At 61.0% G+C, this 13,333-nt stretch carries 14 protein-coding genes; 9 read left to right on the top strand and 5 right to left on the bottom strand.

Annotated elements, in window-relative coordinates; all coding sequences use genetic code 11:
* The first annotated feature begins 29 nt into the window (after nucleotides 1–29).
* The 6 genes from HFO99_RS26060 (at nucleotide 30) to HFO99_RS26035 (ending at nucleotide 5,495) form a co-directional block, all read left to right on the top strand.
* Nucleotides 30–953, top strand: a complete 924-nt coding sequence (locus tag HFO99_RS26060; protein ID WP_017965401.1) for an ABC transporter permease subunit — start codon at nucleotides 30–32, stop codon at nucleotides 951–953.
* Nucleotides 950–1,867 carry an ABC transporter permease gene (locus HFO99_RS26055; protein ID WP_064247871.1) on the top strand — a complete coding sequence of 306 codons (918 nt, stop codon included), beginning with the start codon at nucleotides 950–952 and terminating at the stop codon, nucleotides 1,865–1,867. The genes HFO99_RS26060 and HFO99_RS26055 overlap by 4 nt, the downstream gene beginning before the upstream one ends.
* Nucleotides 1,868–2,860, top strand: a complete 993-nt coding sequence (locus HFO99_RS26050; protein ID WP_222364516.1) for an ABC transporter ATP-binding protein — start codon at nucleotides 1,868–1,870, stop codon at nucleotides 2,858–2,860.
* Nucleotides 2,853–3,839 (top strand): ABC transporter ATP-binding protein, encoded by a 987-nt coding sequence (locus HFO99_RS26045; RefSeq protein WP_222364512.1) that lies wholly within the window; start codon nucleotides 2,853–2,855, stop codon nucleotides 3,837–3,839. Before HFO99_RS26050 ends, HFO99_RS26045 begins: the two co-directional genes overlap by 8 nt.
* A gap of 164 nt (nucleotides 3,840–4,003) precedes the next feature.
* Nucleotides 4,004–4,345: a hypothetical protein gene (locus tag HFO99_RS26040; protein ID WP_222364511.1), complete on the top strand. Its 342-nt coding sequence runs from the start codon at nucleotides 4,004–4,006 to the stop codon at nucleotides 4,343–4,345.
* Nucleotides 4,346–4,574: 229 nt separating this feature from the next.
* A complete protein-coding gene (locus tag HFO99_RS26035) occupies nucleotides 4,575–5,495 on the top strand; it encodes a sugar kinase (protein ID WP_222364510.1) in 921 nt (306 codons plus the stop codon).
* 52 nt (nucleotides 5,496–5,547) lie between these two features.
* On the opposite strand, the gene gstI is transcribed toward HFO99_RS26035, so the two are convergent.
* Together gstI and HFO99_RS26025 are read right to left on the bottom strand one after the other, a co-directional pair.
* Nucleotides 5,548–5,739, bottom strand: coding sequence for a glutamine synthetase translation inhibitor GstI (gene gstI / locus HFO99_RS26030; RefSeq protein ID WP_222364509.1), 192 nt, complete (start codon nucleotides 5,737–5,739; stop codon nucleotides 5,548–5,550).
* A 189-nt stretch (nucleotides 5,740–5,928) separates the two neighbouring features.
* Nucleotides 5,929–6,147, bottom strand: a complete 219-nt coding sequence (locus tag HFO99_RS26025; protein WP_222364507.1) for a hypothetical protein — start codon at nucleotides 6,145–6,147, stop codon at nucleotides 5,929–5,931.
* A 24-nt stretch (nucleotides 6,148–6,171) separates the two neighbouring features.
* Here HFO99_RS26025 and HFO99_RS26020 point away from each other — a divergent pair, with 24 nt between their 5' ends.
* Nucleotides 6,172–7,212, top strand: coding sequence for a glutamine synthetase beta-grasp domain-containing protein (locus HFO99_RS26020; protein ID WP_222364505.1), 1,041 nt, complete (start codon nucleotides 6,172–6,174; stop codon nucleotides 7,210–7,212).
* A gap of 240 nt (nucleotides 7,213–7,452) precedes the next feature.
* Nucleotides 7,453–8,637 carry a glycosyltransferase family 4 protein gene (locus tag HFO99_RS26015; protein WP_222364503.1) on the top strand — a complete coding sequence of 395 codons (1,185 nt, stop codon included), beginning with the start codon at nucleotides 7,453–7,455 and terminating at the stop codon, nucleotides 8,635–8,637.
* A 415-nt stretch (nucleotides 8,638–9,052) separates the two neighbouring features.
* On the opposite strand, the gene der is transcribed toward HFO99_RS26015, so the two are convergent.
* From der to HFO99_RS26000, 3 genes are all read right to left on the bottom strand, one after another.
* Nucleotides 9,053–10,477 carry a ribosome biogenesis GTPase Der gene (der, locus tag HFO99_RS26010; RefSeq protein ID WP_164576230.1) on the bottom strand — a complete coding sequence of 475 codons (1,425 nt, stop codon included), beginning with the start codon at nucleotides 10,475–10,477 and terminating at the stop codon, nucleotides 9,053–9,055.
* 15 nt (nucleotides 10,478–10,492) lie between these two features.
* Entirely contained in the window at nucleotides 10,493–11,176 is a 684-nt protein-coding gene (locus HFO99_RS26005) for a tetratricopeptide repeat protein (protein WP_130744811.1), read from the bottom strand.
* A 206-nt stretch (nucleotides 11,177–11,382) separates the two neighbouring features.
* The gene (locus HFO99_RS26000) at nucleotides 11,383–11,967 is read right to left on the bottom strand and encodes an NnrU family protein (RefSeq protein ID WP_222364501.1); all 585 of its coding nucleotides are present in this window, start codon (nucleotides 11,965–11,967) and stop codon (nucleotides 11,383–11,385) included.
* Nucleotides 11,968–12,089: 122 nt separating this feature from the next.
* Between HFO99_RS26000 and HFO99_RS25995 the strand changes: the two genes are divergently transcribed.
* Nucleotides 12,090–13,076: a polysaccharide deacetylase gene (locus HFO99_RS25995; protein ID WP_222364500.1), complete on the top strand. Its 987-nt coding sequence runs from the start codon at nucleotides 12,090–12,092 to the stop codon at nucleotides 13,074–13,076.
* Nucleotides 13,077–13,333: the final 257 nt, after the last annotated feature.

Genomic DNA, 13,333 nt, shown 5'->3' with positions numbered 1-13,333 from the left:
CGCACTGCGGAAAGGACCGGCCCACCACCATGATCAAATACGCCCTCCGTCGCCTGCTGTCGACGATCCCCGTCATGTGGATCGCCGTGACAGCCTCGTTTTTTGTTTTGCGCCTTGCCCCCGGCGGCCCTTTCGATGGCGAAAGGCCATTGCCGCCGGTGATCCTGAAGAACCTTGCGATCCACTACAATCTCGACAAGCCGCTCATCCAGCAGTACCTGATCTATGTCGGCGACCTGCTCCGGGGCGATCTCGGCCCGTCCTTCGCGAGTGAGGATTTCACCGTCGCCCAGCAGATCATGATCGGTCTGCCCTACACCTTCACCATCGGTACGGCCGCCTTCCTGATTGCCATCATTGTCGGCGTGGCCGTCGGCTGTCTCGGGGCGCTTTATCAGAACAAGGCGCCGGATTATATTCTGGGCGCGCTCATCCTGATCGGCGTCGTATTGCCGAACTTCCTGATTGCGCCCATCCTGCAGCTCGTCTTCGGTATCCATCTCGCGTGGTTTCCGGTTGGCGGCTGGGGTGACGGCTCGATCAAATACCTCATCCTGCCGATCGTCGTTCTGGCCCTGCCGCATGCCGGCCGTATCTCGCGCATCACGCGCGGCTCGATGATCGAGGTAATGAACCAGAACTTCATCCGCACCGCCAAGGCCAAGGGCATCGGCCCGCGGCTCACGGTGATGCGCCACGCGCTGAAGCCTGCGCTGATGCCTGTTGTCTCCTACCTCGGGCCGGCGGCAAGCTACCTTCTCACCGGCTCGCTGGTTGTCGAGAGCATCTTCGGATTGCCCGGCATCGGCCGCTATTTCGTCAACGCAGCGCTGAACCGCGATTACGGCATGGTTCTCGGCACCGTCATTTTCTACATGGTGCTGATCGTGTTCCTGAATCTTCTCGTCGATATCGCCTATGCGTGGCTCGATCCGAAAGTGAGAAACCGATGATCCTCAACCCCGCAAAGCGCGAGCTGCTCGCCCAAGAACTACTGGAGGCGGAGGGCCTTGCGCCGGAAAGCCGCTCGCTCACCAAGGATGCCTTGCGCCGCCTTGGGCGCAACAAGGCCGCGGTCCTGTCGATCGTCGTCCTGACGCTGCTGGTCCTCGTGGCCTTCATCGGCCCCTGGTTCGTTCCCTTCAACTATGAGGATCCTGATTGGGCGGCCTTCCGCATACCGCCCTCAATCGAAACTGGCCACTATTTCGGCACCGACCCGAACGGCCGCGACCTCCTCGCCCGCGTCCTTTACGGCACCCGCGTCTCGCTGGCCGTGGCGCTGACGGCGACCGTCGTCTCCGTCTTCATCGGCGTGCTCTACGGTGCGGTCTCTGGCTATATCGGCGGCAGGCTGGATGCGATCATGATGCGCTTCGTCGACATCATGTATGCGCTTCCCTACATCCTCTTCGTCATCCTGCTGATGGTGATCTTCGGCCGCAACGTCTATCTGCTGTTTGCCGCCATTGGTGCGCTGGAATGGCTGACCATGGCCCGCATCGTGCGCGGCCAGACGCTGTCGATCAAACATCGCGAATTCATCGAAGCGGCCCGCGCATCCGGGCAGCGGCCATTCAAGATCATCATCAAGCACATCATCCCGAACCTCGTCGGACCTGTGGTGATTTTCGCAGCATTGACCGTGCCTGAGATCATCGCCACCGAAAGCTTCCTTTCCTATCTCGGCTTCGGCGTGCAGGAACCGCTGACCTCGCTCGGCACGCTGATCGCCGAGGGGACCGATGCTATGGAAAGCATGCCGTGGCTGCTGGTCTTCCCGGCAAGCTTCCTCGTGGCCCTTTTGCTCAGCCTGCTCTTCATCGGCGACGGCCTGCGCGACGCGTTCGACCCGAAGGATCGTTAAATGGCGGATACCCTCCTCGAACTCAAAGACTACTCGATCACCTTCAAAACACCGGATGGAGAGGTCAAAGCCGTCTCCAACATGAACCTGACGGTCAGGCGTGGCGAACGCATCGCCATCGTCGGCGAGTCCGGTTCCGGCAAGAGCCAGACCTTCCTCGGCCTCATGGGACTGCTCGCCAAGAACGGCAAGACGACGGGACAGGCGCTGCTCGAAGGCAAGGACGTGCTTTCGCTGAAGCCGCGCGAGCTCGACCAGATCCGCGGCAAGGACATGGCCATGGTCTTCCAGGACCCGATGACCGCCTTGAACCCGTCGCTGAAGATTTCCCGGCAACTGACGGAACAGCTCGAGGTTCACGGCGGGCTGACGGCGCGCGCCGCATCCACTGCCGCCCTCGACATGCTCAAACGCGTCGGCATCCCCGACCCGACGCGCCGCTTCCACCTCTACCCGCACGAACTCTCGGGCGGCATGCGCCAGCGCATCGTCATCGCCATGGCGCTGCTCACCCGGCCGAAGCTTTTGATCGCCGACGAGCCGACGACCGCACTCGACGTCACCATCCAGGCGCAGATCCTCGATCTTTTCAACGATCTGACGGCAGAGATGAACACGGCGCTTATCATGATCACCCACGATCTCGGCGTCGTTGCCGGCCTAGCCGACCGGGTCGCCGTCATGTATGCCGGCCGCATCGTCGAAGAGGCGCCCGTCGACGAACTTTTCGACAACCCGGCCCATCCCTATACCGCAGCACTGCATGCCTCGATCCCGCGGCCGCACCAGGATGTCGACGACCTCGTCGTCATCCCCGGCCGTCCGCCGAACCTGCAGCACCTGCCGAAGGGCTGCAATTTCTCGCCGCGCTGTTCACAGGCCCAGGACGATTGCATCGACCGCCCGCCACCGCTCGAAACCCTGGCGCCGCACCATTGCGCCGCCTGTTACCACCCCTTCCCGCGTCGCGAGGAGCTGCTGAATCATGGCTGATCGATCGCTTCTGAGGGTCGAGAACCTGACGACCCAGTTCGAACTGCCGGCCAAGGGCCTCTTCAAGCCGCCGGTCTTCCTGACCGCCGTCAACAATGTCAGCTTCGACCTCAGCGAAGGCCGCACGCTCGGCATCGTCGGTGAATCCGGCTGCGGCAAGTCGACGCTCGGCCGCTCCATCTTGCGGCTGTTGAAATCACAGAAAGGCCGCATCCTCTGGCAGGGCCGCAATCTTCTCGACCTGTCGGACGAGGAAATGCGCGCCGCCCGTCGCGACATGCAGATCATCTTCCAGGACCCGATCGCCTCGCTCGACCCGCGCATGACGGTCGGCGACATCATCGCCGAGCCGCTCACCGTCTTCGAGCCGAAGCTATCAAGGGCCGAACGCACCGAGCGTGTCCGCGACATCATGACCGCCGTCGGCCTGGTGCCGGAGATGATCAACCGCTATCCGCACGAATTCTCTGGCGGCCAGGCGCAACGCATCGGCATCGCCCGCGCGGTGGTCACCAAACCGAAGCTGATCATCTGCGACGAGCCGGTTTCGGCCCTCGACGTCTCGATCCAGGGCCAGGTGATCACGCTTCTGCGCAAGCTGCGCAGGGAATTCGGCCTGACGCTGATCTTCATCAGCCATGACCTCTCCGTCGTGCGCCTGATCTCGGACGATGTGCTGGTGCTCTATCTCGGCAGGGTGGTGGAAGCCGGCGACTGTGCCACCGTCTTCGATCATCCCGCCCACCCTTATACGCAGGCGCTCTTTTCCGCCGCGCCGATCCCGGATCCGAAACTTGCGCGCCTGCGCACCCGCATCCGCCTGCAGGGCGATCCTCCGTCGCCGCTCAACCCGCCGAAAGGCTGCGTCTTCTCACCGCGCTGCTGGAAGGCGACCGACATCTGTCGCACCGAAATGCCGCCGACCGAGCAGGTCCGCCCCGGCCAGACGGCCGCCTGTTATCATATGGACAGGCCATGAGCGAAACGAAGGCCGCGCAAGCGGCCTTCGCCTTGAATATCTGGGGCGCCGTCCGTTCTTGGGACGAGGCAGACTATTTTTGGGTCTAAAGTCGCCAATAAGAAAGATTTTATGAGCGCGTGCTATCCCATTTTGGCCTAATCGCAAGCCAGGGGAACGCATATATGAAATCGAAGATATCCGTTTTGATCGCACTAGCCGCCACGATGATCGCCGCCTCCGCCGTTTCGTCGCATGCCGAAGATCTGACGTTCAAGCTCATCAACGGTACGAACTCCGTGCTGACGCGCTTCTACAGTTCGCCGACCGGCGTCGACGACTGGGAAGAAGACGTCTTCGGCGAAAACGTTCTCGATCCGGGCGAAACCATGGATATCACCATCGCCGACGGCCGCACCGTCTGCAAATACGACATGCGCTTCGAATTCGAGGAGGACTCAAACCTCGCAACCACCGAAGATACGCAGGATCTTTGCGCGATGGGCAGCTACACCATCCACGAATAGGCATTAAGAGCCCGCCCTCCCATCGTCCGTGAAGGCGGGCTTTCATCTTGCGTGATATCGACGCTTGTCACTTCGCCCGGCTCCGCGTATCAGCGGATGAATACCACCGCACAATCCTTTTCGAAAATCGGGATCGATTTTCGAAAAGGATTGTGCGCCGATTCAAAGTGATAGAGCGTCCTTAGTGCGTCCTGTTCGACGCTCGTCGCTCTAATGCCGGGAGGACAAGGTGAGCAGACGGTTTCTATCGATCGGTGAATGCATGGTGGAACTCTCGCAAGCAGGCGACGGCCTGCTGCGCAAAGGTTTCGCCGGCGACACCTTCAACACCGCCTGGTATGCCCGCGCCTGCCTTGCCGCCGAGTGGTCGGTCGACTATTTCACCGCCCTCGGTGACGACGCCATGTCGGATGAGATGTTGGCCTTCATCGACAAATCGGGCATCGGCACGAGCCTCATCCGCCGCATCAGAGGCAGGACGCCCGGCCTCTATATGATTAACCTGAAAAATGGCGAACGCTCCTTCAGCTACTGGCGCGACAGCTCGGCGGCCCGCAGCCTGGCTGCCGATCCGGACAGTCTGCGCGAGGCGGTGGAAAGTGCTGCCGTCATCTATTTCTCCGGCATCACCCTTGCCATCCTGCCGCATGAGGATGCCGAGACGCTGCTCGCCGAAGTCCGTCGCGCCAAGGCCGCCGGCAAGCTCGTGGTGTTCGATCCGAACATCCGCCCCCGCCTCTGGTCGAGCTACGACGTGATGCACACGACGATCAGCGAAGGTGCCCGCTCCTCCGTGCTCGTCATGCCGAGCTTCGACGACGAGGCCGCCCATTTCGGCGACGATTCCATCGAGGCGACGATCCATCGCTACCGCGCGCTAGGTGCTGTCGATATCGTCGTCAAGAACGGCGCTGACGGTGTCACGCTCAATTTTGCCGGCGAACAAACCTTCGTTCCGGCCGAAAAGGTGAAGAAAGTGGTCGACACGACCAGCGCCGGCGACAGCTTCAACGGCGCCTTTCTCGCACGATATCTCGAAGCAGGCGATGCGCCCGTTGCCGCCCGTTTCGCAGCAAAGGTCGCTGCCCGCGTCGTCAGCGAACATGGCGCATTGGTCGTAAAGGAAAAGCTTGGATTGAATGACGGCTAAGCGTCGTAAACTTTCAGCTTTGTCGGCGTCCTTGCCCCGCGACTAGGGGAAATCAGGACTTCGTCGGCCGGTCAGATTCGCGAACCGCCTCGTCATGGTACCAGCAGCTGTCGAGCGCTGCATCGCAGACTTCGGCTGCCTCACGCTCCATCAGGCGGGCGCGTTCGAACCGGTTGGGGTTGCGTATCGCCTTGACGGGAAACTGGTAGATCGTTGCGGATTCACGGTGGAAACCGGTGGGCATGAGATCGCCTCCATTCAGCTCGGCGCATCAACATTTCAGGACCTCTACCATAGCATAATGCACATAGTTTATGCAAATTGCACAAAATAAGAGCAATGTTGCAATTATAGCCGGTCAGCATGCTGTCTCGAGCAGAAGCTTCCGCCAATTTGTTTAACACTTCATCATTTCAGTTTAACGCCGCAATTTTCATCCGGTTCCAGATGGAAAAAGTGCATTTTGAGGGGTGATACCGCCTGCGAGCGTTAAAAACAGCCCGATTTTCCAAAAGGGAAAAAATCGGTCGGTACGCTGATTTGCGATTTTTCTTTCGCGTGACGCCAAAACTGGCACGCTACGTGCTTTTAAAGCGTCATCCCTGGCGATCGGATGCGCATGCGCGCCGAGATTGCCTTCGGATTTGCTCACCTTTGTAGCACTGAGAGAGTCGCGATGACAAAATTTAAGCTCGAGTACATTTGGCTCGATGGGTACACACCGGTACCGAACCTGCGTGGCAAGACGCAGATCAAGGAATTCGATGAATTCCCGACGCTGGAACAGCTTCCGCTGTGGGGCTTCGACGGTTCGTCGACCATGCAGGCCGAGGGCCGCAGCTCTGACTGCGTGCTGAAGCCCGTCGCCATTTATCCCGATCCGGCCCGCACCAACGGCGCTCTCGTCATGTGCGAAGTCATGATGCCGGATGGCGTCACGCCACACGCATCGAATGCCCGCGCGACCATCCTCGACGACGAAGATGCCTGGTTCGGCTTCGAACAGGAATATTTCTTTTACCAGAACGGCCGTCCGCTCGGCTTCCCTGAGCAGGGCTACCCCGCTCCGCAGGGCCCATACTACACCGGCGTCGGCTATTCGAACGTCGGCGACGTTGCCCGCGAAATCGTCGAAGAGCATCTCGACCTCTGCCTCGCTGCCGGCATCAACCACGAAGGCATCAATGCCGAAGTGGCCAAGGGCCAGTGGGAATTCCAGATTTTCGGCAAGGGCTCCAAGAAAGCTGCCGACCAGATCTGGATGGCGCGCTACCTGCTGCAGCGCCTGACCGAAAAATACGGCATCGACATCGAGTATCATTGCAAGCCGCTCGGCGACACCGACTGGAACGGCTCGGGCATGCATTGCAACTTCTCGACCAAGTACCTGCGCGAAGTCGGCGGCAAGGACTATTTCGAAGCGCTGATGGCGCAGTTCGACAAGAACCTGATGGACCACATCGCGGTCTACGGCCCCGATAACGACAAGCGCCTGACCGGCAAGCACGAGACTGCTCCGTGGAACAAGTTCTCATACGGCGTTGCCGACCGTGGTGCTTCGATCCGTGTGCCGCACTCCTTCATCAAGAACGACTACAAGGGCTATCTGGAAGATCGCCGCCCGAACTCGCAAGGCGACCCCTACCAGATCGCTTCGCAGGTTCTGAAGACGATCTCGGAAGTTCCGACTGTAAGCTCGGCTTCCGCTGCCGCTTAAACCTCCCGAACGGCGCCGGTCCTGGACCGGCGCCGTCATTCTTTGTGTATGAGAACTGCGATCGACCGCTGACATAATCGCGGGGATCGAGCCGCTAAGGCCCTGCAATCCTTGCAATATGGGCTGTAATATTTCCATCATGGTCATGCCTCAAAATAGAGAAGCGGGAATCGCCGTTCCGGAACCCCGCTGAGGGGCTTAGCGTTGGCTTATCACTGCAACGCGGATGGAAATCGTGACATGCTGCAACGTCCGGCAAACACTTATAGCGGCGAGAGCTGGGCCAATGCCGCAGCCGCCGGAAACCTGCCTGAGAGGCTGGTGATCGTTACCGATGCCTGGCACCCGCAGGTCAACGGCGTCGTGCGTTCGATCGAGAACACCAACCGCGAACTGGCGAAGATGGGCGTCGAGGTTTCGATGGTGACGCCGGAGCGCTTCAACAGCATCCCCTGCCCGACCTACCCTGAGATCCGCCTGTCGATCGCCAATTACCGCCGCATCGCCCGCGAGATTGAAAATCACAATCCCTCCTACGTGCATATCGCCACCGAAGGTCCGCTGGGGCTGACCGCCCGCCGCTGGTGCCTGAAGAACCGCATGCCGTTTTCGACGAGCTACCACACCCGCTTCCCGGAATACGTTTCCGCGCGCCTGCCGATACCGAAGAGCTGGCTTTACTCCTTCGTCCGCTGGTTCCACAATGGCGGCGCCGGCTGCATGGTGGCGACACCGAGCCTTGCCCGCGAACTGTCGGAAAAGGGCATCCGCAACCTCATGCCCTGGAGCCGCGGCATCGACGCCACGCAGTTCCGTCCGATGGAGCTCGAGGAAAAGCCGTTCGGCCTGTCGCGCCCGATCTTCATAACCGTCGGCCGCGTGGCGCTGGAAAAGAACCTGCCGGCCTTCCTCGATCTCGACCTGCCGGGTTCCAAGGTCGTCGTTGGCGATGGTCCGGCCCGCGCCGAACTGGAAAAGCAATATCCCGACGTCTTCTTCGCGGGGGTGCAGTTTGGCGAGAATCTGGCGAAAATCTATGCCCAGGCCGACGTCTTCGTCTTTCCCTCGCTCACCGACACCTTCGGCAACACCATCCTCGAAGCACTTGCATCGGGCGTGCCGGTTGCAGCCTATCCGGTCACCGGCCCGCTCGATATCATCGGCGAGGACAGCGAAGTCGGGGCGCTCGACGCCAACCTGCAAGCAGCCTGCCTTGCCGCCCTCTCCGCCTCACGTATCAAGGCGCGTGAACTCGCCATACAATATTCCTGGGAAGCGGCGACGCTGCAGTTCATCAACAATATCCGCGCCGCCAACGGCGTCATCACGCCGAAATGGAAAAAGGCCTGGCAATTTGCCACCAAGTCGCTTCCAAGAAGCAGAAAGCCCGGCGAAACCGCCGGGCCTGTCCCTTCCGCAGACTGATCGCTCTTACTTGGGCAAGGTGCTTGTGGACGGCAGGTGTTTCGGCGATGGCGTTTAGAAGCAAGAAGCAACTGCGACGCAGCAGACTTCACCCGCTGCGGGCCGAGATCGTGGCGCTGCGCGAGGCGTTGAACGGAAGCGCTGCTAAAGGGCCGGAATGGCTACCGCAGTGCTGGTGATACCCCCCTGCCCTGCCAGGCATCTCCCCCACAAGGAGGGAGATCGGATGGGCGTGATGGCTTCCCCAGACAATGATCGGGGCTGATGGGCGTTACGCCGATAGAGGAGAAACGATGGTCAAACCTCCTACCAATCTCCCTCCTTGTGGGGGAGATGCCCGGCAGGGCAGAGGGGGGTGGCCACACGGCACACGCCCCAACTCCACAAAACGCCACCAATCAGCGTCGACCCAAGCCTACGTCCGTCTCTTCTTGCCTTCGAACGGATTGTCAGGCGAGCGGAAATGGATGCGGATCGGCACGCTTGGCATGTCGAAATCGGCGCGCAAGCCGTTGATCAGATAGCGTGTATAGGATTCCGGCAGCGCGTCAGATCGGGTGCAGGAAATCATGAAGGCCGGCGGGCGGGCCTTGACCTGCGTCATATATTTCAGCTTGATGCGGCGGCCGGAAACGGCCGGTGGCGGATGCTGAATCTGCTGCGTTTCCAGCCAGCGGTTGAGCCGCGCCGTCGAGATGCGCTTGTTCCAGACCCTGTCCGTGTCGATGATCGACTGCATCAGCTTGTCGAGCCCCCAGCCGGTCTGGCCAGAGATCGGCACGGCGCGAATGCCGCGCGCCTGTGGCAGCAGCCGGTCGGTCTTTTCGCGCAGATCCGCAAGCACCGCTTGGCGGTCTTCGATCATGTCCCACTTGTTGAAGGCGAGCACGGCGGCACGGCCCTCGCGCAGCACCAGGTCGACGATCTGCAGGTCCTGCTTCTCGAAGGGGATCGTCGCGTCGAAGACGATGACGACGGTTTCGGCAAAGCGGATGGCGCGCAGCGCATCGGCAACCGAAAGCTTCTCCAGCTTCTCGATCACCCGCGCCTTGCGGCGCATGCCTGCCGTATCGAACATCTTGATAGTGCGGCCGCGCCAATCCCATTCGACCGAAATGGAGTCGCGAGTGATGCCCGCCTCCGGCCCGGTCAAAAGCCGGTCCTCGCCGAGGAAGCGATTGATCAGTGTTGACTTGCCGGCATTCGGCCGGCCGACGATCGCCACCCTGAGCGGCTTGGTCTCGTCATAGGCCGGCTCCTCGTCCTCGTCGCTGCCCTCGCCTTCGGTCTGCGGAATGTCGACGTCGGTGACGGCGACATCCTCCTTGGCGGGATAGGCTCGGTCCTCGCCGATTGCCGCAACGATGGCGTCGCGCAGGTCGAGCATGCCCTGCCCATGTTCCGCCGAAATCGGTGTCGGCTCGCCGAGCCCGAGCGTATAGGCGTCGTAGAAACCGCTATCGGAACCGCGTGCCTCGGATTTGTTGGCAACGAGCACCACCGGCTTGCCGCGGCGGCGCAGCATTTCGGCAAGGTCGGTATCGACGGGCGTCAATCCGCTCTTGGCGTCAACGACGAAGAGCGAAAGATCCGCCTCGTCGATCGCCGCTTCCGTCTGCGCCCGCATCCGGCCCAGCAGGCTCTCCGCGTCGGCCTCTTCCAGACCAGCCGTGTCGATGATCGTGAAAGTCAGGCCCATCAGCCGCGCATCGCCCGGCCGGCGGTCGCGGGTTACACCTGGCGTGTCATCGACAAGCGCCAGCTTCTTGCCCACCAGCCGGTTGAAAAGTGTCGACTTGCCGACATTCGGACGACCGACGATGGCGACCGTGAAACTCATTCTTTTTCCTTAAGCTCAGCCCTGAGCGGCGGGCGCCTTGCCGGATGCGGTAATCAGATCAAGCATCATATGGGCGCGATTGGCAACATTGCGCGGGCTGTCGGTATCGTCGACGATCGACTGGAACCACTGCCGCGCCTGCGCCATGTTGCCGGCTTTGTAAGCGGCAAGGCCGAGCGCCTCGCGCGCCGAATGACGGAAGGCGTTGCCCGGAACAGCCATCTCCTCGATTGCGGCCGAAACCTGCTCGTAAGCGCCGTTCTCGATGAGCAGCCAGCCGGCACGCATCTTGGCGGCATCGCGCACGGCGGCCGGAACGCCGTTGTCCTTGCCGATCTCGTTGAAAGCGGCGATCGCCGCGGCGGTATCGCCCTTCTGCACCTGGACCGTCGCGGCCCGCATGCGTGCCAGCACCGGATAGGCGCCATGGCCTTCCTTCTCAAGTTTGTCGAGCGCGGCCAGCGCCTCGTCGTTCTTGTTTTCGTCGGCAAGTTTCATCGCCGCCAGGAACTGGTCGCCGGTGCCGGAGGAACGGTTGTCGTCCCAATAGTCGTACAGAACCTTGCCGGCCGTGCCGACGACGATCAGGATGGCGACGACGATGATATAGCGGCCGAACCGGCGCCAGACGCCCTTCATCTGGTCAGATCGCAATTCCTCATTGACTTCACGGATGAAGCTGTCGTCGTTGAATGCCATTCTCGTCTCCGGCCGCGGAAATACCCATACACCATGCAAAACGCATATTGTCGGGCCTTCTACTCCATTTTGCCGCCGTTGTAAGGGGGATGTGAAAGATTAGAGCGCCGCGCGTCCGACATGATGCGCAAAGGACGCTCTAACACTTTGAATCCGCGCATAATCCCTTCCGAAAATCGGAATCGATTTTCGGGGTTATGTGTCGGTCACGTGACGAGCGGCGAAACCCCGATCAACCATTCGTGCAGCTTCCAGATGATCAGCGCCCAGACGACGATGCCGATGACAACAGCATAGAGATCGTATTTGGCCGAGACGAACGGCCGGAGCGTGATCTCGCCCGCCCGCTGCCGCCGTTTCAATGAAATGCGCAGGATAACGCCCCAGGCGAGAAAGGCAGCAAACAGCAGCACCGATGATGTCTCGCCATTGGCGAGCAGGTGCGCCAGCGCCCAGATCTTCACCGACAGCACCATCGGATGTTTGGTCTTGGTCGCGATATACCCCGCCGGCAGCAGCGAGGCGACGAGACAGATCATCGCGATCAGCATCAGCGTGATTGTTATATGCGCCATCCAGACCGGCGGATTGTAAAGCACGCCGGTCACATGGCGCGCCTGCCCGAAGCCGTAGATCAAAAGGATCAACGTGGCGATGCTGGCAATCGAATAGGCCGCCCGCCAGCCCTTCTCGCCGAGGCTTGCGATCATCGAACGACGAAAGTCCGGCAACACCACCCGCACCAGATGCACCCCGAGGAAAAGTATGATGCCGACGATAAGCAATGTCATTGTGGATCCCTTCCGTGCCGTTTGTCATGGCTTACCGGCTGGCGTGAAAAAACGCCAGCGAGACCGCAGCTTCGCCGCAATTCTATCGGAGGGAAACCGCGAACCAAATTGTCGCGGTGTCCATGTCCGGTTTTCTCCTCTCCACCTGCCTTTCTGTTTCGCTCCTCATCCCGGCAATTGCCGAGGCGGCCGACCGGCCGAAACAACTCGTCATCATTTCCTTCGACGGTGCCCACGACAATGCGCTCTGGTTGAAGAGTCGCGAGTTGGCGGCGAAGAACGGCGCCCACTTCACCTATTTCCTCTCCTGCACCTTCCTGATGAACGAGGCGGCGAAGAAGGCCTACCAGGCGCCACACCAGAAACGCGGAAAATCCAATGTGGGCTTCGCCCAGAGCGACGACGAGATCCGCGAGCGCCTCGGCAATATCTGGCACGCCCATCTCGAAGGCCACGACATATCGAGCCACGCCTGCGGCCACTTCGACGGCCGCCTCTGGAGCGAGGCCGACTGGTCGGCCGAATATGCCACCTTTCGCGCGACCTTGAAGAACGCCTGGAAAAGCGTCGGGCTCCAGGAGCCGGCCGGGTGGCAAGATTTGGTCGATCACGGCATCAAGGGCTTTCGCGCGCCCTATCTGTCGGCGACAGCGGGCGCCGACATGATCGGCGCCGAAAGGAAGGCGGGCTTTACCTATGACGCGAGCCTCGTCACCAAGGGTCCGGCCATGCCTGCCGAGGAAGACGGCATCATCCGCTTCGGCCTTCCCCTGATCCCCGAAGGCCCGAGCGAAAAGCCGATCATCGGCATGGACTACAATCTCTTCGTCCGCCATTCCAAGGGTGAGGAGGATAAGGCCGATTCCACGGAATTCGAGGACCGCGCCTATGCCGCCTTCAAGGAGGCCTTCGACAAGCAGTATGCCGGCGCCCGCATCCCGCTCCAGCTCGGCTTCCACTTCGTCGAAATGAACGGCGGCGCCTACTGGCGCGCGCTGGACCGACTGGTCAGCGACGTCTGCCACCGGGCTGACGTCGCCTGCGTCAGCTATTCGGAAGCGATCCCGATGGTCGAGGCGCGCGGGAAATTGCAGACGTCAGGTCTTTGATGGCGTCTGTGGAAATGCTGTAGAGACGGCAGGTGTCTCCAGATTTCCTTGAACGACGCGGCATGCCATGCCGCCCCTCATCTGCTTGCCGGCATCTTCTTGGATGACAAAAATGTAGGATACTAGCGCTTCCGGGCGGGTGGCCGCCCGCCCGGAAGCTGGTTGTCGGATCGTCACCTTCTCAGTCGTTTGGGACTGTGGGGAGCAGGATCGCAACCGGCTCTTCATCTGGCCCGTGTGGTTGCAGGAACCTTGGG

Origin of the sequence: Rhizobium leguminosarum (genome assembly GCF_019798305.1) — a bacterium.
In the GTDB taxonomy this organism is placed as follows: Bacteria; Pseudomonadota; Alphaproteobacteria; order Rhizobiales; family Rhizobiaceae; genus Rhizobium; species Rhizobium leguminosarum_U.
Note: the sequence above shows the minus strand (reverse complement) of the source record. Positions and strands in the feature narration are given on the sequence as shown.